Genomic DNA, 22,309 nt, shown 5'->3' with positions numbered 1-22,309 from the left:
CACCCCGGTCGGGTGCCCGGCAAAAACAACAGCCGCCCAGCTGCGGCAGGCCCGCGGCGCAGCCCGGGCCCCTTGCATTCGGAGTTGCCATGCGTTTCACTTCTGTCCTGTTCGACCTGGACGGCACATTGCTGAACACTATTCCCGACCTGACCGATGCGGTCAACGCCATGCGCATGCAAATGCACCAGCGGCCGCTGCGCCAAGACGTGGTGGCCACCTATGTGGGCAAGGGCAGCGAAGTGCTGGTGCGCCGGGCCCTTACCGACAGCCTGGACGAAACCATCGAGCCCGACCGCCTGTCGCAAGGCATGGAACTGTTCTACCAGTACTACCACGCCATCAACGGCGACAAGACCGTGGTCTACGACGGCGTGCTCGACGGGCTGAAATCATTTCGCGAACAAGGCCTGAAGATGGCCGTGGTCACCAACAAGCCCGGTGAGTTCACCGAGCCCCTGCTTGTACGCACCGGCCTGGCGGGCTTTTTCGAGCATGCCGTCAGCGGCGATACCTGTGCCCGCAAGAAGCCCGACCCCATGCCGCTGGAACACGCCTGCCAGCTGCTTGAGGCGCAACCGCAAAATACGCTGGTCATCGGCGATTCGCGCAACGACGTGCAGGCCGCGCGCGCGGCGGGCATGGCGGTCGTGGCCGTGCCCTACGGCTACAACGAAGGCCAGGGAGTGCAAAACCTGGATGCGGATGCTATAGTTGCAACCATCGATGAGGCGGCTCATTGGGCCTTGCGGCAGTAAGGCAGGTCCGCCTTTTTTACCGCACGGTATTTCAATATTCATGGTCACTACCCTTGCACAACATGCACAAGTCGGCGCCTATTGGCGCTGGTGGCGTGTGTGCTCCGGGTAGCGGCAGTTTTTCCCGGCGCGCGGGGTTTCCGTAACTTGCGCGTCGCGGTCTAAGCAAAGCAAAGCCCGAAGCCTCGCCAGCCGGGCTTTTTTAATTGCGGTCCGGCGGTGCCTCTCACCTACACACCGAGAACAGCATGACAGAAATCGAATTCAACGCATTGGCCGCGCAGGGGTACAACCGCATCCCCCTCATCGCCGAGACCTACGCCGATCTCGACACCCCGCTTTCCATCTACCTGAAGCTGGCCTACGCCGGCCCGGAAGGCGGACGCAACAGCTGCCTGCTTGAATCGGTGGTGGGCGGCGAGCGCTTCGGACGCTATTCGTTCATCGGCCTGCCCGCCAAGACGGTGATCCGCGCCAGCGGCACGGTGACCGAAGTGGTGCAAAAGGGCCAAGTGGTCGAAACCCACGAGGGCGACCCGCTGGCCTTCATCGAAGCCTACCAGCAGCGCTTCAAGGTGGCCCTGCGCCCCGGCATGCCGCGCTTTGCGGGCGGGCTGGCCGGATACTTCGGCTACGACACGGTGCGCCACATCGAGCCGCGCCTGGGCCCCGCCACCAAGCCCTACCCGGGCGGCCCCGACTCGGCTACACCCGACATCATGCTGCTGCACGTGGACGAATTCGCGGTGGTCGACAACCTGGCCGGCCGCAGCTACCTGATCGTGTACGTCGACCCGCGCGAACCCGAGGCCTACGCCCAGGCCCGCCAGCGTCTCAAAGACCTGCGCCAGAAGCTGCGCACGCCGGTCGTCATACCCTACGCCTATGCCAGCCTGCAAACGGAAAGCCACCGCGACTTCAAGAAAGAAGACTACATTGCCGCGGTGCTCAAGGCCAAAGAATATATTGCGGCCGGCGACCTGATGCAGGTGCAGGTGGGTCAGGTCATCGCCAAGCCCTATCGCGACTCTCCCCTGTCGCTGTACCGCTCGCTGCGTTCGCTGAACCCTTCGCCCTATATGTACTACTGGGATTTCGACGACTTCCACGTAGTGGGCTCCTCGCCCGAGATCCTGGTGCGCCAGGAAACGATCACGGAAGCGGACCGCGAGAAAACACAGATCACCATCCGCCCCCTGGCCGGCACCCGCAAGCGCGGCGGCACGCCCGAGCAAGACGCCCAGCTTGCCGAGGAACTGCAGGCCGACCCGAAAGAGCGCGCCGAACATGTGATGCTAATAGACCTGGCCCGCAACGACGTGGGCCGCGTGGCGCAGACGGGCACGGTCGAGGTGACCGACACGATGACGATCGAACGCTATTCGCACGTGATGCACCTGGTGTCGAATGTCAGCGGCACGCTGAACGAAGGCATGAGCAATATGGACGTGCTGCGCGCTACCTTCCCGGCCGGCACACTTACGGGGGCGCCGAAGGTGCGGGCGATGGAAATCATCGACGAGCTCGAACCGGTGCGCCGCGGCGTCTACGGCGGTGCGGCGGGCTACCTGAGCTACAGCGGCGAGATGGACGTGGCCATTGCGATACGCACGGGCATCGTGAAGAACGGCATGCTGTACGTGCAGGCGGCGGCCGGCATTGTGGCCGATTCGGATCCTGAAAAGGAATGGCAGGAAACCGAGGCCAAGGCACGGGCTGTTTTGCGTGCGGCTGAAAAAGTGCAGTTTGGGCTGGATGAGCCTATTTGAGTCTTTGACTCAGCGCGCTGCAGATTGGAAGGTCGTTTCTGAGTCTTAAACCGGCGTACTGCGGGGCGGAAGGTCGCTTCTGAGTTCTAAACCGGCGCGCTGCGGGGCCATATTTTGGGCGCCGGAGAGCTGCGGCCGGCTTTGCCGGCTTCCCTCGCGTCCTATTGTTTTTGGGGCGCTCGCGAACTCGCGGGCGGCGCAGCATGCTGCGCCAAGCTTGCCCGCTCAAACAGGCGCTCGCTTGCCTCCCCAAAAACAACAGGCCACTCGGCTTGCTCAACGTCGCCCAAAATATGGCCCCGCAGCACGCCTCTCGGTGTCTTGGTTTGTGGCGTCCTGGGATTTCTTGGTTTGACACACTCTGCCCTAAACCCGTGCCTCGCAAGCAGGCTGTGAGCTCACCCCCGCGCCTCGCAAGACGAGCGGCCATTTACTCCGATGCAGTTCCTGTGATGCGGGGTATGTCTGGGCCGGGCGTTGGCTGTCGAGCCAGGCGCCGCAGAAGGGAGGGCGAAGGCCCGGACGATGCGGACAGGCGGGCCCGAAGGGACGACTGCCTCCGTCCGGCACAGACATACCCCGCAGCGCAGGAACGGGTTTAGGACCAACACCATCACGAACCAAACGCAGACGTGGCGCAAGGAGGCAAACTTCTTATCCGTCAGGCGCATGAACGGATTAAGAGCCAACGGCCTTGCAGCAAAACGTAAGAACGAATCAAGAACCAGCATCCTCGCAGCAAAGCGCGGGTAGAGCTTGAACCCTCAGCATCTCATTCCAGAAGAAAGCAAAGGAACGGGGCAGGAATAGCAGCCCCATGTCCAAGAGACAGCGCAAGAACGGGAAAAGGCAAACAACCTCGCACTTATAAGACAATGCAGGAGCCGGCTAGCACCTCTTCAAAATCAAAGCAGTGCACCCTCGTGCAGAAACCGCCCCTCGAACGCCCGTTCAATAATCCTCGCATACGCAGCAGGCACATCAGCAACAGGAAATGCACTGGCCAGCCGGGTCACCTGCAAAGCGTCCTTCAACAGCTCAGGCAACTGCTCACGCCCAATGCCGAATTCGGCCAGCGTAGCCGGTATGCCCAGCTTCGCCACAATATCGCGAACAAGCATTGGCAGCCTTCCCACCGCCGCATCCTCATCCGCGTCGTCGATGCCGAAAATGCGCGCCACATCCAGCATCTCGGCCCGGCGCACCGAGGCGAGCTCGTCCAGCACATAAGGCAGCATCACCGCATTCGTGCTGCCATGCGACTTATGCGTAAGGCCCGCCACCGCGTACGCAATGCCGTGCACCGCATTCAAACCCGAACTGCCGTAGGAAAGCGCCGCATAATGGCTGGCGTAGGCCATGCCTATGCGCGCCTCTTTATCGCCGCCATCGGCATAGGCCCGCAGCAGGAAGCGCGCGCACAGGCTGATCGCCTCGCGCGCAAAAGACATGGTCAGCGTGGAACGGCCGCTGTAGCCGGGATCGGGATTGCCCTGGCGGTCGAACTCGAAGCAATCCAGCGTAAGGTAGGACTCGACCGCATGCGTCAGCGCATCGATGCCCGCGTCGGCCGTTACCTTGGGCGGGCAAGAATAGGTGAACTCGGGGTCGATCAGCGCAATCACCGGACGCAGCTGGTTATCCATGACCGCGACCTTGGTGGCGTTCTCGGGATCGACCAGTATGGCGCCCGGCGTGGCCTCTGAGCCCGTGCCGGCCGTGGTGGGCACCGCCACCAAAGGCAGGCAGCGCGGCGCCTGCGGCATGGCGCCCACAAAATCCTTGATGGGGGAACCATCCACCAGCGTCAGGCACAAGGCCTTGGCAAGGTCGATATTGCTGCCCCCGCCCAAGGCAACGACATGGTCGGGCCGTACTTGGCCCAGTTGCTCGAGCAGCTGCCGCGTGGCGGCGTCGCACAGCGTCGTGGTGGGGTCGGGCATGCCCCCGTCGTATACCACCGTCTCGATCCCACAGGCTTGGGCCGCCTGCACATATTCGCGCACCCAGGGCGTATGGCCGGTAAAGTAAGCGTCGGTGACCAGCACGCCGCGGCGATAGCCCAGCCGCTGCAGCAGCCCCGGCAACTGGGCGCGGCTGCCGCAGCCGATGACCACCCGCGCAGGCGGGCAAAAATGAATCACATCATTGCTTCTCATGGACAACTCCCCGTGGAACATCTTCCATACAAGTGATATATTAATCAACAGTCAGCCCTCTGGGCCGCTCCGGCGCCCCAGGCACCGCAAATACAAGCCGGCCAAAGCGCCCCGCGCCTAATGAATCGTTCCTCTGCAAAAAAAACATCCGCAATCCGTAAACCGGCGCGCAAGCCCGCGGCCGCCAAAGCGCCGCAGATCTCGGCGGTGCCCGACGAGCTCAATGTGGCCGAACCCAAGCGCACCCTCACCGACATTGCGTACGAACGGCTTGAAGAAGCCATCGTCACGCTGCGCATTCCACCCGGCACGGCGGTTTCCGAGCTGACCCTGAGCAATATGCTCAACATCGGCCGCACCCCCATACGCGAGGCCATTCAGCGCCTGGCGCGCGAACATCTGCTGCAGGTGCTGCCCCAGCGCGGCCTGCTGGTGCCCCAGATCGACCTTCGCAAGCAGCTTCGCCTGCTTGAAACCCGGCGCGAAGTCGAGCGCCTGATCTGCCGCAGCGCCGCCCGCCGGGCCACTCCCGAAGAACGCGAAACCTTTTTCCATCTGCGCGACGCCTTCCTGCGCTCGGCCGACGAAAACGACGACATCACCTTCATTCGCGCCGACAAGCAGTTCAACGAACTGTCGCTGATCGCGGCGCGCAATGAGTTCTCGGAAGGCGCCATGCGGCTGATGCACGGCCTGTCGCGCCGCTTCTGGTACTGCCACTACAAGCACGTGGCCGATCTTTCTGAAACCGCCCAGCTGCACGCGGCGGTGTCCGACGCCATCGGCAAGGGCGACGTCGACGCCGCGGGCCATGCGCTGGACAAGCTGCTGGACAACATCGAGGCCTTCGCCAAGTCCACTCTTACCTACGACTTCTAAGCCGCCTGGCGCACTCGGGCATCCAAGGCGTACACCGCCCTCATAGCTGCATGCGCAATGCGCGTCCGAACCTGGGGCGTGCATCTGTCGTTCAGCAGCGGCGGCCGCCACGCCCGCGGCCCGGTCAGCCGCGGGCGGCCAGGGCCTTGGCCAGCGTGGCCTCTTCGTCGGGCGTCAGCACCGGGCCGTCGAGCGTAACCGAGGCCTCGTCGCGGAAGCGGCTGATGATGGGCTTGAGTTCTTCCTTGATGTGCTTATCGCTATAGCCGTTGAACAGGTGGCCCAGCAGGCCGCGACGCAAGTCTGAAGTACCCATGAGCCAGTCGGCGATGGGAAAGGTCAGGTTCATGTTGTACTTCATCATGATGCCCATGTTGTGGTGGGCCGTGTGGTGCCTGCGGATGGTGTTGATGAAGGGCATGTTGCGCACGAACCAGTTCTCGTGCACGTGGCAGCAGTAATGGAAGGTTTCGTAGTTGAGATACATGCCCACCATGGTGATGAACACGATATAGCCCGCGTTGGGGTTGAAGATGAGCGAGGCGATGTAGCCGAACACCGTGCCCGCCACGCCCAGGATAAGCAGCAGGCGCCACGGGAAGAACACGATGCGGAATTCGCGCGGGCCGTCGATGGTGGCCAATTGGTCGGTGAAGTACTGGTGATGCTCGCGCGTATGGCGCTGGTAGATGGCACGCAAGCCGAACACATTGATGCGCTTGTGCATTACATAAGTGTGCATAAACCATTCGAACAGGTTGCCCAGCAAAAATACCGGAATGACCAGCAGCCATTCCCAGCGGGCGTTCTGAAGCTGCGACACACAGTACCAGATGGCCGCGATGCCGGCCGCGTACATGACCGTGATGTGCACGATGCCGTTGTAGTAGGGGCTGATGTTGGCCTTGTATTCCTCGCGGAACTTCATCTGCCTTTCTTGGATCTTCATGACTGTCTCCCGTCGTGTATCCATTGAATCGAAGCCCCGGCCTGCCGGCACCCAAAAAGGCGCCGCACTGTTCTTGTGTTGACAGGTCTTGCACCGGGACGCTTCACGTTCAGTATGGGGCGAGCACTCCGCCCTAGTGAAACATTACTGATATATTAGATGCATCCGAATGATGGGTCAATTGGTATTGTTTATATATCCAGATAGTTACAATTACCTTCCCGCGCTAAGGGTTTTCCTGCTGTGTATATCAGTGATATTCATGTATTGTTGACCGTGAAATACTTCTGATGCGTTAGCATTGCCAATGCTTTTCGCAGCACTACGTCGCAATGTCCGCATAACACCAACCGGGGAGACACATGACTACACCGACGTCGAAGAAACGCAGAAGCCTCATCCAGGCCGCCGGCCTGGGCGCCACACTGGGCCTCATGGGGTTCCCGGCCATCGCCAAAGACAAACCCCTGCGCATCGGCATCCTGGCGCCGCGCGGCGGCGTGGCCGGCACCATCGGCGAAACCGGCCTTCGCGGCGCGCAATGGGCGGCCGAACGCATCAATGCCAACGGCGGCATCGGCGGCCGCAAGGTCGAGCTGGTCATCGAAGAAGAAACCAGCCCCAAAGAAACCATCGAGCGCTTCCGCCGTCTCGTGCTGCGCGAAGAAGTCGACTGTGTGCAGGGCATCGTGTCCACCGGCGCCAGCCTGGCGCTGGCCCCCGCCGCCGAAGACAGCGAAGTCATTACCGTGTTCTGGGACGGCACCACGCAAGACGGCGTCAACGAAACCATGCCGGCGCCCAAATACGTGTTCCGCAGCACCGACAACGAGTGCGAGGCCGTCATGGCCTCGCTGCTGGCCATCAAGCACTACAAGGGCAAGTTCGTGCGCATCGCGGGCATGAACCCCGACTACTCCTACGGCCGCAACGTGTGGGCGGCGTTCCAGGCCCTGCTTAAAAAGTACGGCATCGAGTACGAGGTGGTCACCGAGCAGTGGTCCAAGATCGGCAACCTCGACCTTACCTCCAACGTGGCCGCCCTGCGCGCGGCCAAGCCCGACCTCATCTACTCGGCCCTGCTGTTCGCCGACCTGCCCGTCTTCATGAAACAGGCCCATGCCGCCGGCCTTACCGAAGAAACCCGCTTCGTGCTGCCGGCCGCCGGGTGGCAGCATACCTCGCTCAAAAAAGAGTTCATGCCCGAGGGCGCCATCTGCGGCCACAACACCATGTACTTCGACCATCCGCAGGCAAGCCCGCTGCAGAAAGAGTTCGTGGCCTGGTATCACGACAAGTTCAACGACTATCCCAGCTGGGAAGCCGACCGCGCCTACTTCTCGATGGAGGTCTACAAGGCCGGCGTTGAAAAGGCCCTGTCCGCCAAGGGCGGCTCCTGGCCCTCCACCAAAGAAATCGCCCAGGCCATGTCCGGCATCGAGGTCGAGTCGCTGGGCGGCAAAGGCAGCATGCGCCCCGACCACATCGCCCAGCAGATGTTCCACCAGGGCCTGTCCACCAACAACAACGACTACGATTTCGCCACCATCACCGACATCACCAGCATCTACTCAGACCAATTGCAAAAACCCAAGGCCGAAGACGACTTCTGGAAATGGCTCGAAGCAAAGCAATGGGAGATCTAGGTGAATTTTCTGACCAACGTCATCCTGGCGGGCCTGTTCCAGGCCGCCGTGCTGTTCCTGGTGGCGGCCGGGCTGCAGCTCATCTTCGGCGTGCAGCGCATCATCAACCTGGCCTGTGGCTCGGTGTATGCGCTGGGCGCCTACTTCGGCATCACCTTCACCACCTGGGCGATGTCGCAGGGGCTGCCGCCCTATCTGTTCCCGCTGGCCTTGCTGGCGGGCGGCCTGATCATCGGCCTGGTCGGCATACCCATGGAGCGCGTGCTGCGCCTCATCTATCGCCGGCCTGAGTCCTTCCAGCTGGTGCTTACCTTCGCCCTGGTTCTCATGATCCAGGACATCATCCGCTTCTTCTGGGGCGCCGACCCCAAGCAGCTGGGCAGCCTGGCCATGATCTACGGCTCGATCAACCTGTTCGGCGTCACCATGCCGCTTTACAACGTCATGGTCATCGTGCTGGCCATCGTCGTCGCCGCCGGCATGGCCTACTTCCTGGGGCGCACGGCCACGGGCAAGATCCTGCGCGCCACGGCCGAAAACCACGAAACCAGCGCCGCCATGGGCATCAATGTGTCCAAGGTGTTCCTGCTGGTGTTCACACTGGGCACGGCCCTGGGCACCGTGGGCGGCGCCCTGGTCATCCCCACCGGCGTCGCCTCGCTTGAAATGGGTGTCGAGCTCATCGTCAAGGCATTTGCCGTGGTGGTCATAGGCGGCCTGGGCAGCATGAAGGGCGCCGCCGTCGGCGCCGTCATCGTGGGCCTGCTCAGCACACTGGCCGTGTTCACCTATCCAGAGGTCGACACCCTGGCCATCTACGTCATCGTCATCGGCATGCTCATCTGGAAACCATCGGGTCTGTATGGAAGGATCGCAACATGATGTCTAGAATCCTGCTGGTCGTTTGCCTGGCGGCCCTGGCCGCCGCCCCGCTGGTGCTGCCCGCGTACTTCCTGACGGTGCTCATACCGTTCTTTGCCTACTCCATCATCCTGCTGGGCTTCAACCTGCTGTTCGGCTACGGCGGCCAGCTTTCCTTCGGCCACGCCATGTTCGTCGCCGCCGGCGCCTACGCGGCGGCGGCCTCGTACTCCATTCTGGGCATTGCCTCGTTCGAGATCATGCTGGCGGTGGCCATCGTGGCGGCCCTTTGCCTTTCCATCCCGCTGGCGCTGGTGGCCAGCCGCTTCACCGGCATCTTCTTCGGAGTGCTTACGCTTTCCTTCGGCATGCTGCTGCATTCCATACTGTTCAAGTTCTACCACCTTACGGGCGGCGAAAGCGGCATGCGCGTGCCGCGGCCCACCCTGCTGGGCATGGAACTCGACATGTACAACAAAACCGGCTTTCTTACCGGCCCCTTCTACTACTACTGCCTCATCCTGCTGGTGGTGCTGGGCTATATCATGTGGCGCCTGGTGCGCTCGCCCTACGGGCTGCACCTTACCGCCTCGCGCGACAACCCCGTAAAGGCCCTGTACCTGGGCGTGCGGGTGCGCTGGGTGCGCACGGTGGCCTTCATCGTCTCGGCTGTTTATGGCGCCATCGGCGGCGTCATGCTGGGCGTGCTCACCGGCCTGGCCGACCCCGAGCTTTCATACTGGACGCACTCGGGCCACCTGGTCTTCATGACCATTCTGGGCGGCTACCAGCAGTTCCTGGGGCCCGCCGTGGGTTCGCTGGTAATGATACTGGTGCAAGACCAGCTCATGGCCGAAACCCAGTACTGGCGCTTCTTCGTGGGCCTGGCGCTGGCGCTGATCGTCATCGCGCTTCCGGGCGGAATCCTGGGCGGCCTGCGCCGCCTCAAACTCAAAAAGGAGGGCAAAGCCCATGCTGACGCAAGGCAACGCCGCCCAGCGCGATCCACTGCTTGAAGCGCGCGACGTCTCCATGCGCTATGGTGATTTCATCGCCCTGCGCAATGTGTCGCTAAGCGTGGGCAAGGGCGAAATCGTCTCCATCGTCGGGCCCAACGGCGCCGGCAAGACCACCCTGGTCAACACCCTTACCGGCTTGTTTCCGCCCACCACCGGCGAGGTCTTCTTCCTGGGCAACAAGCTGGCCGACAATGACATCGTCAAGCTTTCCACCCAGGGCCTGGCGCGCGCCTTCCAACTGGTCAATATCTTTCCCGACCTTACCGTGCGGGAAACCCTGGCGGTGGCGGCCAGTTCGTATGGCGGGTTGCGCTGGCGCATGATGCAGAACTTCCGCCGCAACGACACCATCGGGAAGATCGTCGAAGACACCGCCCGGGCCTTCGGCCTGCACACCTCGCTCGACGTCCTGTCTTCCGCCCTGCCGCACGGCAAGCGCAAGCTGCTCGACGTGGCCAGCGCCCTGGCCCTGCACCCCAAGGTGCTGCTGCTGGACGAACCCACCGCCGGCGTCTCCACCGCCGACAAATACGGCATTATGGAAACCCTGCTGGCCGCAGCCGAAAGAATGAACGTCGGGGCCATTATGCTGGTCGAGCACGACATGGACCTGGTCTCGCGCTATTCCACACGCATCGTAGCCATGCAAGACGGCGCAAAAATCGCCGATTCGCCCGCCGAAGAGTTCTTCAAGAACGAAGAAGTGCTGTCCATCGTCGTCGGCAAAGGAAACCACTGATGTCGCTCGAACTCAACAAAGTATCTGTCACGCTGCTGGGCAACCAGGTGCTGCATGAAGTTTCGCTTTCGGTCGCCCCCGGCGAGCTCGTATGCCTGGTGGGCCGCAACGGCGCCGGCAAGACCACCACCCTGCGCAGCATCATGGGCTATCAAAAGCTCGACAGTGGCGACATCCGCTGGAAATCCAAGAACCTGCGCGGCCTGCCCACCTATGCCATGGCCGACCTGGGCCTGGGCTACACCCCCGAGGGCAGCGACGTCTTTGGCGACCTGACCGTCGAAGACAATATCGCCCTGCCCACCTGGACCCGCAAAACCGCCAAAGGCGCCGACGAGCGCATACAGGTCGCCTACAACATATTTCCCAAGCTCAAGCAGTACTTGCACCGGGGCGGCCAGCAGCTCTCGGGCGGCGAGCGCAAAATGGTTTCCATCGCCCGCGCCATCGCGCTGGACCCCGAAATGCTCATCCTCGACGAAGCCTTCGAAGGCCTGTCGCCCGCCATTTTGCCCACCATCAGCGACGGCCTGCGCGAAATCCTGCGCCAGGGGCGTTCGGTGCTGCTGGCCGAATCCAACTTCTACCACCTGCCCAGTTTCGCCGACCGCATCTACGTCATCGAGCGCGGCGAAATCGTCTTCCACGGCACGCTGGACGAAGCCACCCAGCACCCCGAAACCATGAAGATCATCACCGGAACGGGCTAAGCTCCGGCCCGTTGATCACTCCGATGCCGCTCCTGTAATGTGGGGCACGCTGCGAGCCCGCTGCCGCCCCGCCGCCAGCGTTTCATGAGGCGCCTCGCCGAACCGCTGCCTATATGAAGCGGCAAACCGTCCCAGATGCGCCAGTCCCCACCGCAACGCCACTTCAGACACGCTCGCATCCGCCGAAGCGGCGGCAAGCTCGGCACGCACCTTGTCCAGCCGCATGTCGCGCAACAACTGCATGGGGCTGACCCCATACTGCATCCGGCACATCCGCGACAGGCTTCTTACGCTGGCTCCGCTATGCCGCGCAATATCGCCCACGGAAACCTCTTCTTGCAGATTCGCCTCCATGAACGACCGGGCGCGCTGCAGCCGCCTGGGCGCTTGGCTGCCTTCATCGCCCAGATAGTGCTCGTGCAGGGAAACCGATTGCGCGCACAGCAGATGACGCATCAGTGCCTCTTCGGCCATCCGTGCCTTCAGCCACCCCAGTGGCGACGGGTGGGCCAGCTGCTCGCAAAAATAGCGCATCAGCGCGCTCCATTGCTCGCCATCCGTGGCGCCAAGCTCGATCTTGCGGTTGAAGCGCAGCGGCCCGCCCGGGCGGCTGCCCGTCAGGCCTTCGTATTCAAGCAACAGGCGCGCCAGCGGCACCTTGAGAATAATCTGCGAAGCGCCCGCCTCCCAGTCGAGGCGGTGGGACACGTTCGACGGCATTACCAGCCCGCTGCCCGGACTGACCGTAAAACGGCCCTCTTCGCATTCGATGCCCACCGACCCTGAAAGCGGCAACTGCACCAGCACGAAGTCGCCGCCGGGCCGGGTTTCCTCGACCGTGACCGCCTCGCCGTACTCGAGCATCCACAGGCCCAGCGCGCCGGCCTGCACCCCGTTCAGGCGCGCGGCCAGCGTCGAGCCGCGCGGCTCGAGTTCGTGGTCGTTAAGGAGTTCGGCAATGCGGGCGCGCACCTCGTCGACATCTTGCGATGCAAGCAGCACGTGTTGCGCAAGGAGGGATCGAGTCCATCCCGCCATTGTGTGGGCCATGTGCGGCCTCCCCGCTCTTGTGAGACGCGGCCCGCGGCCGGCGCCCAACCGGCATGCGCAAAGCATGCCGGACCAGGTTCAAGCTTGTCTATCCAAGCTCTTATATTGAACCAGTATAGCGCCGGGAGGGAGACCGATCACGCCATCACGGGCTGCCGGCCGCCATTGTCGGCCAGCGCTTCTTCGCGATAAAAGCCCATGGCCTCGATGGCCGGCAGGTCGTTGAAGCAGAACAGGCAGGCGTCCTCGGTCTGCGAGGCGTTCACATGCTCGTGCCAGGCCCATGAAGGCACACAGAAGATGTCGTGCTCGCGCCAGTCAAAACGCCTGCCGTCGATGATGGAATAGCCGCTGCCCTTGGCCACCTGGTACAGGAAGCTGCCCGTATGGCGATGGGCCTTGCCCGCGAAGCCCGGCAGCAGAAGCTGCATGCTGGCGCCCATGGTCGACATGACATGGCCGCCCGTTGCCGGGTTGGTGTAGTTCATCAAGTGGCAATCGTAGGGGTTGGCCTCGGCCGCCCCGGCATAGTTCAGCAGCGCCTCGTAGGTGGGCTCCCATTGGTACTTGAACAGCGGCGAATACGGGGCGCTCCACCTGGCGTCCTGCGGGCGCAGGCCCGGCGCGCCCCAGATGCCCACCGAATCGTCGACCGGATGGCCAACAGCCTGGTGCAGGTCGGGATGCACGCCGAAAAAGCCCGCCTCCATGGCATTGGCCAGGGGAATGTCCAGGCCATCTTGCCAGATGCAGGGCAGGCCGCCTTCCTCTACCCCGTGCTCGTGCCAGCAGCCGTTGGGCGTAATGACAAAGTCATTGGCGCCCAGCGTCATCTTGTGGCCGTTCACGATGGTGTAGGCTCCGGCGCCTTCCATGATAAAGCGCAGCGCCGACGAAGAATGCCAGTGCGCCGAGGCCGCCTCGCCCGGGTGCATGACCTGCAATCCCGAATACAGCCAGCCGACCGCCGCCGCCACGTCGCGGCGCCCCGGATTGTCCAGGTAGATGACCCGGCGCCCCGCCTTCTCGGGCGACACGAGCGAGACTGAGCGCAGCACGTGCTCGCGCAGCTCGCGATAGCGCCAGATCATCGGCACCGACTGCGACTTGGGCTGCCAGGGCTCGATCTTGTTGGCCACGGTCCACAGCGCGGCGGTGCCCAGCCGCTCCAGCTCGCCGTAGTACTCCAGCAGTTCGGGGGTGTCCTGCACATTGGCGCGGCCCGCGACGTCCTCGCGGTAGGCATCATAAGCAACGTTCGACATGATGGTGTCCTCCTTCCAGGCAAATCCATGCGGGGCCTGATCGCGCATTCATTGCATTCCGCGCGGCCGGCCCATATGGAAAAGGTATCGAATCCGCCCCCAGCCATCTATCCGCTTCGGGCCGGACTTCATCCGCAAAAGGACAATCTTGACAAATTAGTCAGGCTGCTTTACTTTTTAAATGGAAAGTCAGCCTTCCTTACCATTTACAAAAACACGGGCGGCGCCCGGCGCAGCAGTGGGCCGGGCACGCACTACTACCGAGGAGCGTTCAAATGAAATTCAAGCTAGGTGTACAACTAGGGCTCGCAGCGGCCCTGCTCGGCGCCGCGGCAGCCGGCCAGGCGGCAGACCTGAAGATCGGCATGGTACTGCCCATGTCGGGCCCCTTCTCTTCCTACGGGCAGCAGATTCTGAACGGGGCCAGGCTGTATATCCAGGAGCACGGCGACAAGATAGGCGACCGCAAGGTCGTGCTTATCGTCAAGGACGACACCGGCGTCGCCCCCGAAGTCAGCAAGCGCTCGGCGCAAGAGCTGATCGTGCAGGACAAGGTGGACATCCTGGCCGGCTTCGGACTTACCCCGTCGGCCTTCGCCGTGGCGCCCGTATCGACCCAGGCCAAGATTCCCACCATCGTCATGAATGCCGCCACGTCGTCGATTACGACAAAATCGCCCTACCTGCTGCGCGTCTCGATGACGCTGCCGCAAACCACGGCGCCCATCGCCTCGTGGGCCGCCAAGAACGGCATCAAGAAGGTATACACCGTGGTGGCCGACTTCGGCCCCGGGCACGATGCGGAAAAACAGTTCATCAAGACCTTCACCGAAGCGGGCGGGGAAATCGTCGGCCAGGTCCGCACGCCCTTGCAAAACCCCGATTTCTCTCCCTTCCTGCAGCGGGTCAAAGACTCGAAGGCCGATGCCGTGTTCCTGTTCGTGCCTGCCGGCGAACAGGGCGTGTCCTTCCTGAAAGGCTATAAAGAGCGCGGGCTGGCCGATGCCGGCATCAAGCTCATCGCCACCGGCGACCTGACCGACGAAGACGTGCTGGACGCCATGGGCGAGCCGGCCGTGGGCGTGATCAACTCCATGCATTATTCCGAGGCTCATGACTCGGCCCTGAACAAGGCCTATACGCAAGCCTATTACAAGGCCTACCCAGACAAGCGGCCCAACTTCATGTCGGTGGCCGGATATGACGGCATGCACCTGATCTACGACGTGCTGGCCCGCACCCAGGGCGACGCAAGCGGCGACGTCTTCATGAAGGCGGCCAAGGGCACCCAATGGGAAAGCCCGCGCGGCCCCATACAGATCGACCCCGAAACCCGCGACATCATTCAAAATGTCTATATCCGCAAGGTAGAGCGCGTCGACGGCAAGCTGCAGAACGTCGAAATCGACAAAGTCGCCAACTTCAAGGATCCGGGCAAGCAGTAAGACTGCCCCGCTTTGCGCCGGCACGCCGCCGGCGCAAAGCCACAAAGGGCCTCAGGGCGTGGGCCGGTTTCGTCCGGGCCCGCGCTTTTTCCGCAGCAGGCTGCCGTCACGGCTGCTTCTCGCCCCCCCGGCAGCGCTCGCCCGGCTCATATCCGAGGTCCAGGGCGGCTGCCCTCTAGACGAACGCGCGGACAATCATGTAAACTTGCGCTGCCTTTCGGGTATTTCCGCTCGAATCCGGCAACACCAAGCACCCAGCCATGACACTTTCTTTCTCGACCTGCAACATCACCACGTGGTGGCGCTTCCAATAGGAAGCGGCATGTCGTCGCGGTTAAAAACCGCAACTTGCCGCCGTACCGGTAGGCAAGTTCAAGTCAGAAGGCAGCAAACACGCACCCCGGCACGGCGGCTCCAAGCAAGGAGCTACACCGATGTCCCGTCTTTCCATCGCATTCGCAACTCGCCAGGCATTCGGCTCGCATTCGATCCGCGGCGGCTCGCCCCTGGGCGCGTCCGGGCTTGCGCAGCGATGGCGCATCAGCTTGATTCCCGTTCTTCCGGCCGCCCCGGCGCGCTTTGCGCGGGCGGTTCAGCCACCCCGAATCAAGGCCTGACCATGAAACTGCTGATGCTCGACAACTACGACTCGTTCACCTATAACCTCGTCCAGTATTTCGGCGAACTGGGCGAAGAGGTGACGGTGCTGCGCAACGACCAGACCACAGTGCAGGAAATCGCCCAGATGGGGCCCGACCGCATCTGCGTCTCGCCCGGCCCCTGCTCGCCGGCCGAAGCCGGGATTTCCGTTGAATTGATCCAGGCCTTTGCCGGCAAGCTGCCCATATTGGGCGTGTGCCTGGGGCATCAGTCCATAGGCGCGGCCTTTGGCGGGCGCATCGTGCGCGCAGGCCGGCAGATGCACGGCAAGACCTCGCCCATTACCCATGGCGGCACCGACGTATTCGCCGGCCTGCCCTCGCCCTATACCGTTACGCGCTACCACTCGCTGGCGATCGAGCGCGAATCCATGCCCGACTGCCTGGAAATCACCGCCGAAAGCGACGATGGCGAAATCATGGGCGTGCGCCACAAGACCCTGCCCGTCTACGGCGTGCAGTTCCACCCCGAATCGATACTCAGCGAGCACGGCCACGCCCTGCTGCGCAACTTCCTGAACATCTGAAAAAAACAAGGAATTCTCATGACGATCTCCCTACCCGACGCCCTGGCGCGCTGCATCGAGCACCGCGAAATCTTCCACGAAGAAATGCTGCACCTGATGCGCATGCTGATGCGCGGCGAGATGTCGCCGCAAATCGCCTCGGCCCTGATCATGGGCCTGCGCGTAAAGAAAGAGACCATAGGCGAAATCACGGCCGCCGCGCAGGTGATGCGCGAATTCGCCCTGCAGGTGCCTACGCAGAACCCCGACGAGCTGCTGGACATGTGCGGCACCGGCGGAGACGGCAGCAAGACCTTCAATATCTCCACCGCCGCCATGTTCGTGGCTGCCGCCGCCGGCGCCAAGATCGCCAAACATGGCGGGCGCAGCGCCTCGTCGTCCTCGGGCAGCGCCGACGTGGTCGAGCAACTGGGCATCAAGATAGACCTGTTGCCCGAACAGATCAATGAATGCATCGAACAGACCGGCATCGGCTTCATGTTCGCCCCCGCCCATCACGGCGCCATGAAGAACGTGGCCTCGCTGCGCAAGGAACTGGCCGTCAAGACCATCTTCAACATCCTGGGGCCGCTGACCAACCCCGCCAATGCCGCCAACCAGTTGATGGGCGTGTTCCACTCCGACCTGGTGGGCATCCAGGTGCGGGTGCTGCAGCGCCTGGGCTCCAAGCATGTGCTGATCGTGCACGGCAAGGACGGCATGGACGAGGCCTCGCTGGGCGCACCCACCCTGGTCGGCGAACTGAAGAACGGCCAGGTCAGCGAATACGAGATCCACCCCGAAGATTTCGGCATGGCCATGGTTTCAAACCGTTCGCTCAAGGTCGAGAACCGGGAGGAATCGGCCCAGCTTATCAAGGAAGCCCTGGATAACGTACCGGGCGCCGCTCGTGATATCGTAGGCTTCAATGCCGGCCTGGCGATCTACGCCGGCAATAAGGCCGATTCCATACAAGAGGGCTTGAAGCTAGCATTTGAAACCTTAGCCAGCGGAGCCGCCCGCGCCAAACTCGAAGAGTTCGCGGCATTCACCCAAAAACTGTAATCTAATTGCCCCATCGGGCAGGCGCCCGACCAGCCTGCCCTGCCATCAACGGGCCTGCCGCTGCTGCATGAGCAAAGCGGCCGCCCTTTGGTGAATATGCCGCCCCCGGAGAACACCGATGAACGACATACTGGAAAAAATCCTTGCCACAAAAAAATCCGAGGTTGCCGCCGCGCGCCAGATGCGCAGTGAATCCGACGTGCTGCGCGAAGCCAAAAGCCGCAAGGACGTGCGCGGCTTCATCCGCGCCATCGAAGACAAGATCAGCCAAGGCAAGCCCGGCGTCATCGCCGAGGTAAAAAAAGCCTCGCCCTCCAAGGGCGTCATCCGCGAAAACTTCAATCCCGCGGACATCGCCTGCTCGTACGCCGCCCATGGCGCCGCCTGCCTGTCGGTGCTTACCGACGTCAAGTTCTTCCAGGGCTCCTACGACTATCTGCGCCAGGCGCGCGCCGCGTGCTCGCTGCCCGTGCTGCGCAAGGATTTCATGATTGATCCCTACCAGATCGCCCATGCCCGCGCCCTGGGGGCCGACTGCGTGCTGCTGATCGTCGCCGCGCTAAGCCTCGACCAGCTCAAAGAGCTGGAAAGCCTGGCGCTCGAGCTGGACATGGACGTGCTGGTCGAAGTGCACGACCGCGACGAACTCGACGCCGCCCTGCAGCTCAGGACACCGCTCATCGGCATCAACAACCGTAACCTGCGCACCTTCGAGATTTCGCTGCAGAACACCATCGACCTGCTGCCTCTCATTCCCGAAGGCAAGCGCGTGGTCACCGAAAGCGCCATCCTGGCCCGCGAAGACGTCGACCTCATGCGCTCGCATGGCGTGCACGCCTTCCTGGTGGGCGAACGCTTCATGCGCGCCGAAGAACCCGGCAAGGCCCTGCGAGAGCTGTTTTTCTAATTTCGTCAGCGCGCCGCCACGCCACCGGCGTTTACAAGCAAGTATTGTGAACGCCGATTTCGGGGTTTTCCCCCAATGACCATTTAACGATTCGACCGATTCCATCGTCAGCCACCGATGAACACTACGGTGGTTGCAACCAGCTATTGACCAAAATTCGTCAATAAACGAAAATGGAATACCGGATCGAACATTATCTGACCCCGTGCGGGCAGAAAGATCTTTACATCGAGTGGCTAAAACGACTGCGCGACCGCCAGGCCAAAGTGGCCATCATTCGCCGTATTGCCCGCATCGAACTCGGCAACTTCGGCGATCACAAGTTCTGTCGCAACGGCGTGTGGGAACTGCGAATCGATGCCGGACCCGGCTACCGGGTGTACTACGCCCATTCGGAAAAACGCGTCGTACTGCTGCTATGCGCAGGCACCAAGCGCACACAGCAACTCGATATTGACCAAGCCGTGTTTTACTGGACCGAATGGCTATCAAGAGGCGAAGATGAAAAGTAAACTCCATGATGAAGCCATGGCCGAGCTTTATGCCAACGATCCAACTCTTGCTCTTGACGTCATCAACGGCATTCTCGAAGATGGCGACCACGGCGAGCTCCTGATCGTATTGCGCCAACTTGCGCAAGCGTTTGGGGGCGTACAAGCCGTGGCGAAGCAGGCTAATCTGAACCCCACCCAGCTATATCGCACCCTCTCGCCCACAGGCAATCCGGGGCTCAATAGCCTGACGGCAATCCTCAGAGCCATGGGCTTGCGACTCGCCATCCAACCCCTTGGCCCCCTTGCACCGATTCAAACAAAATAATGCAAAACGCCCCCTGCCCCCTCTGCCAGCCGGCCGACGGTTTGAACGAAATCTGGCGCAACGCGCAGCTGCGCGTCATCCATGTGCCCGACGCCGGCTTTCCGGGCTACACCCGCGTCATCTGGAACCAGCACATTACCGAGATGACCGACCTGGATGCGCCCCAGCGCCAGCACCTGATGGACGCCGTATGGCTGGTTGAAACTGTAATGCGCAACGAGCTGGCGCCGCTCAAGGTAAACCTGGCGCAGTTCGGCAACCAGGTGCCGCACCTGCATTGGCACGTGATACCGCGCTGGCCCCTCGACACGCACTTCCCCGATGCCGTCTGGGCCGCGCCCCGGCAGCGCAGCCCCGAGCAGCAACTGGCCTGGCAGGGGTTTCATGAACAGCAGGAAGGCCTGCTGCCCGCCTATCATGCCGCGCTGCGCACGGCGCTGGGCACGCTATAACGCACGATAAAAAACTTGCCGTCAATAACGGCTCAGTCCGCGTTGTCGGGCTTAGTCCATGTTCTGTCGGAGGTGATCTCCGCTATCTGTATCGTGTAGTGCGTGAACAGCTCTTTTTTACCCAAGGGAATGGCCTTGCGGTGTTCCGCATTACGCATCCAGGCGCGCAGCGAGTCAGCGTCTTTCCAATACGAAAGCGTAATCACCTTGCCCGGCGTATCGCGGCTGGTGAAGCTTTCTTTCGAAATGAACCCGTCAATGGTTCTGGCTTCGACCAATAGCTCCTTCACCAATGCCCGGTTCTGCTCTTCCTTGCCGGGAGCGGTTCCAAATTCAATCAAACAGACCAACATCTAAATTCTCCTCGTTCAACATCATGGAAGGCGGCACGTCACCAGCCCGGCATCACTTGAGCAGCCTCCATTGGCTGTCCTGAACTTCCACCATCACGCGGGCCCGCTCGTCCAACCCATTGTGGTTCGACGCGTCGATGTCGTAGATGCCGTTCAATCCCACCAAACCCGCAGTATCACGCTCGAGCGCGTCACGCAGAGCCAGCCGAAACTCTTCAGTACCCGGTTTGGCTGACTTCAAGGCCACGCCAGCCGCCTTATCCACCAATAAGTACGCATCGTATGCCCAAGTTGCGAAAGCATTGACAGGCCCCCCTCCGTAAGAAGACGAATACTGAGCGATGAAGTCGGCAGACAGTTTCTTTATAGGATTGGAGTCGTCCAGGTCTTTATGCACCACAACCGGACCGATGGGAGCCAAAGCCCCCTCCACACCCTTGCCGCCCACGCGCAAGAAATCGTTATTGACAACGCCATGGGTGTGATAGATTTTTCCTTTGTATCCGCGGTCAACCAAGGTAAGGTGCGGCAGAGTGGCCGGCGTGCCTGTAGCGCCAATTAACATGGCGTCCGGCTTTAGTGCCATCGATTTCAAAATTTGCGCCACCGCCGAACTGTCTGTTCGTGCGAAGCGCTCGTTGTTGAGCACCTTGATTCCGTATTCGTCCGCCCGGGTGGTCAGGTGCTTGTAAACCAAGTCGCCCCAAGAATCCGAATAGCCGATGTAGCCTACATTTTTAACTCCATTTTTCTTCATGTCTTCCAGTATCGCGTCTACCATGAGCCCGGTAGGCTGAGGTACAACGAACACCCATGGAAACTGCACTTCCGTCGGTACGACGGGCGCCATAGAGACATGGGGTGTCTTGCTTTCCTGCGCAATCCCCGCGATAACCACCGCAGAAGGCGTGTTGGAGGCAGCTATCAGCACGTCGACATGCTCTTCCGAGGTTAGCTTTCGGGCATTCCGTGCGGCAAGGGCAGGGTCCGTTGCGTCGTCCAGTATCACGTACCTCGAGGGTTCTCCCCCAAGAGTGGCCGGCAGCATTTCTATCAGCTTCTTTTCAGGTATACCTTGCGAGGCAGCGCCGCCTGTGGCGCTGACGATCACGCCTACGGTGATATCACCTCGGGCGGGCTGCATCGCCGCAAGCGCAAAGACGGAGCAAAACAATAGTAAGGACGATTTAGCGAAACCAGCCATGGGGGCGTCTCCTGGTAGTTGTAGTAATGTCATTGATATGATAGAGATACCTGCCCGCCGTGGACGTCTCAAAACGAAATTACATACATGTATAACTAAAGGACGCACAATGCCATGAGCCGCGCCGAACCGCCCGCCCATCATGCCCCTCTGAACCGGGTGCGCTCTCGCCTACGCATGCGCCATCTGGTATTTATCGAAGCGCTGGCCCGGCGTCAGAACATCCGGCAGGCGGCTCAAGATCTGTTCGTCACGCAGCCTGCCGCCAGCAAGCTGCTGACAGAGATCGAGTCAATATTCGAGACAAAGCTCTTCGAGCGCAACGCACACGGCGTCACAACCACGTCCGAAGGCGAAGTATTGCTGCACTGGGCACTGAAGGCTTTGTCCGACATGGATGCCGCTCAAGTCGAGATCGGCGCCCTTCAATCAGGGCGGGCGGGGCGCGTACGGGTGGGTGTCTTCCCGGTGGTCGCGTCGTCGCTCGTCCCCGACGCGATTGCACTATTGCGCAACACGGGCAGCCAAATTGAAGTTTGTTTGCATGAGGGCCTGGAAGATACCTTGATGCCCATGCTGCAGCAAGGCTTGCTCGACTGTGTGGTGGGTAGGCTAACCGCTCAGCCAGCGTTGCGCGCGGTCACTTCCGAGATCCTTTTCGAAGAGCCCACAGTGGTCGTGAGCCGCCCCCGCCATCCATTGGCAGACAGCAATGCATGGAGCGCCGAGGAACTCAATGCTTACGATTGGGCATTACCATCGTCTTTCGCCCCGCTTTATGGCCTGGTCGCGTCGGGGCTTGCCGCCTTCTCGGCCAATGCGCCGAGAGTCGCAGTGCAGACCGCCTCGATCATGACCATTCTGGGGGTCGTCAGCCAAACCAACATGCTGTCCGCAATTCCCAAAGGAGTGGCAGAGCGATTCGTCAAATCGGGGCAACTGGCGATACTCCCCCTGCCCTTGTCCACCTCATTACATCCAGTGTGCATCATCACTGCCGCTGACATACCGCTCAATGCCGCCACATCCGCTTATCTGGAAGCCGTTCGAAAGGCGGCAGCCTGCCGATCGTACTAAAACCGGACGACAGTGGAA

The 22,309-nt window shown here is 61.7% G+C and carries 24 protein-coding genes; 18 read left to right on the top strand and 6 right to left on the bottom strand.

The genetic code is table 11. The features are described from left to right. Nucleotides 1-89: 89 nt before the first annotated feature. Nucleotides 90-758 (top strand): phosphoglycolate phosphatase, encoded by a 669-nt coding sequence (locus C7440_RS01635; protein ID WP_017525505.1) that lies wholly within the window; start codon nucleotides 90-92, stop codon nucleotides 756-758. Between the two features lie 248 nt (nucleotides 759-1,006). Next, a complete protein-coding gene (gene trpE, locus C7440_RS01630; RefSeq protein WP_116517233.1) occupies nucleotides 1,007-2,527 on the top strand; it encodes an anthranilate synthase component I in 1,521 nt (506 codons plus the stop codon). A 905-nt stretch (nucleotides 2,528-3,432) separates the two neighbouring features. Here trpE and C7440_RS01625 read toward each other — a convergent pair. Continuing rightward, complete coding sequence (locus C7440_RS01625; protein WP_116517232.1) at nucleotides 3,433-4,686, bottom strand: iron-containing alcohol dehydrogenase; 1,254 nt, start codon at nucleotides 4,684-4,686, stop codon at nucleotides 3,433-3,435. Nucleotides 4,687-4,806: 120 nt separating this feature from the next. Between C7440_RS01625 and C7440_RS01620 the strand changes: the two genes are divergently transcribed. Beyond that, complete coding sequence (locus C7440_RS01620; protein WP_116517231.1) at nucleotides 4,807-5,565, top strand: GntR family transcriptional regulator; 759 nt, start codon at nucleotides 4,807-4,809, stop codon at nucleotides 5,563-5,565. Nucleotides 5,566-5,689: 124 nt separating this feature from the next. Here the strand turns inward: C7440_RS01620 and C7440_RS01615 are convergent, their stop codons facing one another. After that, a complete protein-coding gene (locus C7440_RS01615) occupies nucleotides 5,690-6,514 on the bottom strand; it encodes a sterol desaturase family protein (protein ID WP_116517230.1) in 825 nt (274 codons plus the stop codon). A 362-nt stretch (nucleotides 6,515-6,876) separates the two neighbouring features. On the opposite strand from C7440_RS01615, the gene C7440_RS01610 reads away from it, so the two are divergent. Genes C7440_RS01610 through C7440_RS01590 form a run of 5 tightly spaced genes read left to right on the top strand, consistent with a single transcriptional unit; the run spans nucleotide 6,877 to nucleotide 11,489 of the window. Beyond that, nucleotides 6,877-8,160, top strand: a complete 1,284-nt coding sequence (locus tag C7440_RS01610; RefSeq protein ID WP_116517229.1) for an ABC transporter substrate-binding protein — start codon at nucleotides 6,877-6,879, stop codon at nucleotides 8,158-8,160. After that, the gene (locus C7440_RS01605) at nucleotides 8,161-9,042 is read left to right on the top strand and encodes a branched-chain amino acid ABC transporter permease (RefSeq protein WP_116517228.1); all 882 of its coding nucleotides are present in this window, start codon (nucleotides 8,161-8,163) and stop codon (nucleotides 9,040-9,042) included. Further along, on the top strand, nucleotides 9,039-10,037 hold the full coding sequence (locus C7440_RS01600; protein ID WP_017522450.1) for a branched-chain amino acid ABC transporter permease: 999 nt from the start codon (nucleotides 9,039-9,041) through the stop codon (nucleotides 10,035-10,037). The genes C7440_RS01605 and C7440_RS01600 overlap by 4 nt, the downstream gene beginning before the upstream one ends. Beyond that, entirely contained in the window at nucleotides 9,994-10,779 is a 786-nt protein-coding gene (locus C7440_RS01595) for an ABC transporter ATP-binding protein (RefSeq protein ID WP_116517227.1), read from the top strand. Before C7440_RS01600 ends, C7440_RS01595 begins: the two co-directional genes overlap by 44 nt. After that, complete coding sequence (locus C7440_RS01590; protein ID WP_116517226.1) at nucleotides 10,779-11,489, top strand: ABC transporter ATP-binding protein; 711 nt, start codon at nucleotides 10,779-10,781, stop codon at nucleotides 11,487-11,489. Before C7440_RS01595 ends, C7440_RS01590 begins: the two co-directional genes overlap by 1 nt. A gap of 15 nt (nucleotides 11,490-11,504) precedes the next feature. Here C7440_RS01590 and C7440_RS01585 read toward each other — a convergent pair whose 3' ends face one another. Continuing rightward, complete coding sequence (locus C7440_RS01585) at nucleotides 11,505-12,539, bottom strand: AraC family transcriptional regulator (RefSeq protein WP_165832410.1); 1,035 nt, start codon at nucleotides 12,537-12,539, stop codon at nucleotides 11,505-11,507. Nucleotides 12,540-12,676: 137 nt separating this feature from the next. Further along, entirely contained in the window at nucleotides 12,677-13,804 is a 1,128-nt protein-coding gene (locus C7440_RS01580; RefSeq protein ID WP_116517942.1) for a cupin domain-containing protein, read from the bottom strand. 27 nt (nucleotides 13,805-13,831) lie between these two features. Between C7440_RS01580 and C7440_RS01575 the strand changes: the two genes are divergently transcribed. The 9 genes from C7440_RS01575 (at nucleotide 13,832) to C7440_RS01535 (ending at nucleotide 19,657) form a co-directional block, all read left to right on the top strand. Continuing rightward, complete coding sequence (locus C7440_RS01575) at nucleotides 13,832-14,083, top strand: hypothetical protein (protein ID WP_116517224.1); 252 nt, start codon at nucleotides 13,832-13,834, stop codon at nucleotides 14,081-14,083. Further along, nucleotides 14,080-15,249 (top strand): ABC transporter substrate-binding protein, encoded by a 1,170-nt coding sequence (locus C7440_RS01570; RefSeq protein ID WP_116517223.1) that lies wholly within the window; start codon nucleotides 14,080-14,082, stop codon nucleotides 15,247-15,249. Before C7440_RS01575 ends, C7440_RS01570 begins: the two co-directional genes overlap by 4 nt. A gap of 434 nt (nucleotides 15,250-15,683) precedes the next feature. After that, nucleotides 15,684-15,866, top strand: coding sequence for a hypothetical protein (locus tag C7440_RS01565; RefSeq protein WP_116517222.1), 183 nt, complete (start codon nucleotides 15,684-15,686; stop codon nucleotides 15,864-15,866). A gap of 2 nt (nucleotides 15,867-15,868) precedes the next feature. After that, nucleotides 15,869-16,435, top strand: coding sequence for an anthranilate synthase component II (locus C7440_RS01560; protein WP_040547910.1), 567 nt, complete (start codon nucleotides 15,869-15,871; stop codon nucleotides 16,433-16,435). Between the two features lie 18 nt (nucleotides 16,436-16,453). After that, the gene (trpD, locus tag C7440_RS01555) at nucleotides 16,454-17,479 is read left to right on the top strand and encodes an anthranilate phosphoribosyltransferase (protein ID WP_116517221.1); all 1,026 of its coding nucleotides are present in this window, start codon (nucleotides 16,454-16,456) and stop codon (nucleotides 17,477-17,479) included. Nucleotides 17,480-17,597: 118 nt separating this feature from the next. Continuing rightward, on the top strand, nucleotides 17,598-18,386 hold the full coding sequence (gene trpC, locus C7440_RS01550; RefSeq protein ID WP_017522458.1) for an indole-3-glycerol phosphate synthase TrpC: 789 nt from the start codon (nucleotides 17,598-17,600) through the stop codon (nucleotides 18,384-18,386). 173 nt (nucleotides 18,387-18,559) lie between these two features. Further along, entirely contained in the window at nucleotides 18,560-18,898 is a 339-nt protein-coding gene (locus tag C7440_RS01545) for a type II toxin-antitoxin system RelE/ParE family toxin (RefSeq protein ID WP_116517220.1), read from the top strand. Further along, nucleotides 18,888-19,205 carry a helix-turn-helix domain-containing transcriptional regulator gene (locus C7440_RS01540; protein ID WP_116517219.1) on the top strand — a complete coding sequence of 106 codons (318 nt, stop codon included), beginning with the start codon at nucleotides 18,888-18,890 and terminating at the stop codon, nucleotides 19,203-19,205. The genes C7440_RS01545 and C7440_RS01540 overlap by 11 nt, the downstream gene beginning before the upstream one ends. After that, the gene (locus C7440_RS01535) at nucleotides 19,205-19,657 is read left to right on the top strand and encodes an HIT family protein (protein ID WP_116517218.1); all 453 of its coding nucleotides are present in this window, start codon (nucleotides 19,205-19,207) and stop codon (nucleotides 19,655-19,657) included. The genes C7440_RS01540 and C7440_RS01535 overlap by 1 nt, the downstream gene beginning before the upstream one ends. Nucleotides 19,658-19,689: 32 nt before the next feature. Here the strand turns inward: C7440_RS01535 and C7440_RS01530 are convergent, their stop codons facing one another. Together C7440_RS01530 and C7440_RS01525 are read right to left on the bottom strand one after the other, a co-directional pair. Continuing rightward, nucleotides 19,690-20,010, bottom strand: a complete 321-nt coding sequence (locus C7440_RS01530) for an antibiotic biosynthesis monooxygenase family protein (protein ID WP_116517217.1) — start codon at nucleotides 20,008-20,010, stop codon at nucleotides 19,690-19,692. A 52-nt stretch (nucleotides 20,011-20,062) separates the two neighbouring features. Then, complete coding sequence (locus C7440_RS01525; protein ID WP_165832409.1) at nucleotides 20,063-21,214, bottom strand: ABC transporter substrate-binding protein; 1,152 nt, start codon at nucleotides 21,212-21,214, stop codon at nucleotides 20,063-20,065. A gap of 114 nt (nucleotides 21,215-21,328) precedes the next feature. On the opposite strand from C7440_RS01525, the gene C7440_RS01520 reads away from it, so the two are divergent. After that, nucleotides 21,329-22,291: a LysR substrate-binding domain-containing protein gene (locus C7440_RS01520; protein WP_116517215.1), complete on the top strand. Its 963-nt coding sequence runs from the start codon at nucleotides 21,329-21,331 to the stop codon at nucleotides 22,289-22,291. Nucleotides 22,292-22,309 lie beyond the last annotated feature (18 nt).

The organism is Pusillimonas noertemannii (assembly GCF_003096595.1).
GTDB classification, from domain to species: Bacteria; Pseudomonadota; Gammaproteobacteria; order Burkholderiales; family Burkholderiaceae_B; genus Pusillimonas; species Pusillimonas noertemannii.
This window is presented reverse-complemented; position numbering and strand designations above follow the sequence as displayed.

Coding starts and splice junctions, on each gene's coding strand:
- C7440_RS01635 (WP_017525505.1), top strand. CDS start 90: ATGCGTTTCACTTCTGTCCTGTTCGACCTGGACGGCACATTGCTGAAC.
- trpE (WP_116517233.1), top strand. CDS start 1,007: ATGACAGAAATCGAATTCAACGCATTGGCCGCGCAGGGGTACAACCGC.
- C7440_RS01625 (WP_116517232.1), bottom strand. CDS start 4,686: ATGAGAAGCAATGATGTGATTCATTTTTGCCCGCCTGCGCGGGTGGTC.
- C7440_RS01620 (WP_116517231.1), top strand. CDS start 4,807: ATGAATCGTTCCTCTGCAAAAAAAACATCCGCAATCCGTAAACCGGCG.
- C7440_RS01615 (WP_116517230.1), bottom strand. CDS start 6,514: ATGAAGATCCAAGAAAGGCAGATGAAGTTCCGCGAGGAATACAAGGCC.
- C7440_RS01610 (WP_116517229.1), top strand. CDS start 6,877: ATGACTACACCGACGTCGAAGAAACGCAGAAGCCTCATCCAGGCCGCC.
- C7440_RS01600 (WP_017522450.1), top strand. CDS start 9,039: ATGATGTCTAGAATCCTGCTGGTCGTTTGCCTGGCGGCCCTGGCCGCC.
- C7440_RS01595 (WP_116517227.1), top strand. CDS start 9,994: ATGCTGACGCAAGGCAACGCCGCCCAGCGCGATCCACTGCTTGAAGCG.
- C7440_RS01590 (WP_116517226.1), top strand. CDS start 10,779: ATGTCGCTCGAACTCAACAAAGTATCTGTCACGCTGCTGGGCAACCAG.
- C7440_RS01585 (WP_165832410.1), bottom strand. CDS start 12,539: ATGGCCCACACAATGGCGGGATGGACTCGATCCCTCCTTGCGCAACAC.
- C7440_RS01580 (WP_116517942.1), bottom strand. CDS start 13,804: ATGTCGAACGTTGCTTATGATGCCTACCGCGAGGACGTCGCGGGCCGC.
- C7440_RS01575 (WP_116517224.1), top strand. CDS start 13,832: ATGCGGGGCCTGATCGCGCATTCATTGCATTCCGCGCGGCCGGCCCAT.
- C7440_RS01570 (WP_116517223.1), top strand. CDS start 14,080: ATGAAATTCAAGCTAGGTGTACAACTAGGGCTCGCAGCGGCCCTGCTC.
- C7440_RS01565 (WP_116517222.1), top strand. CDS start 15,684: ATGTCCCGTCTTTCCATCGCATTCGCAACTCGCCAGGCATTCGGCTCG.
- C7440_RS01560 (WP_040547910.1), top strand. CDS start 15,869: ATGAAACTGCTGATGCTCGACAACTACGACTCGTTCACCTATAACCTC.
- trpD (WP_116517221.1), top strand. CDS start 16,454: ATGACGATCTCCCTACCCGACGCCCTGGCGCGCTGCATCGAGCACCGC.
- trpC (WP_017522458.1), top strand. CDS start 17,598: ATGAACGACATACTGGAAAAAATCCTTGCCACAAAAAAATCCGAGGTT.
- C7440_RS01545 (WP_116517220.1), top strand. CDS start 18,560: ATGGAATACCGGATCGAACATTATCTGACCCCGTGCGGGCAGAAAGAT.
- C7440_RS01540 (WP_116517219.1), top strand. CDS start 18,888: ATGAAAAGTAAACTCCATGATGAAGCCATGGCCGAGCTTTATGCCAAC.
- C7440_RS01535 (WP_116517218.1), top strand. CDS start 19,205: ATGCAAAACGCCCCCTGCCCCCTCTGCCAGCCGGCCGACGGTTTGAAC.
- C7440_RS01530 (WP_116517217.1), bottom strand. CDS start 20,010: ATGTTGGTCTGTTTGATTGAATTTGGAACCGCTCCCGGCAAGGAAGAG.
- C7440_RS01525 (WP_165832409.1), bottom strand. CDS start 21,214: ATGGCTGGTTTCGCTAAATCGTCCTTACTATTGTTTTGCTCCGTCTTT.
- C7440_RS01520 (WP_116517215.1), top strand. CDS start 21,329: ATGAGCCGCGCCGAACCGCCCGCCCATCATGCCCCTCTGAACCGGGTG.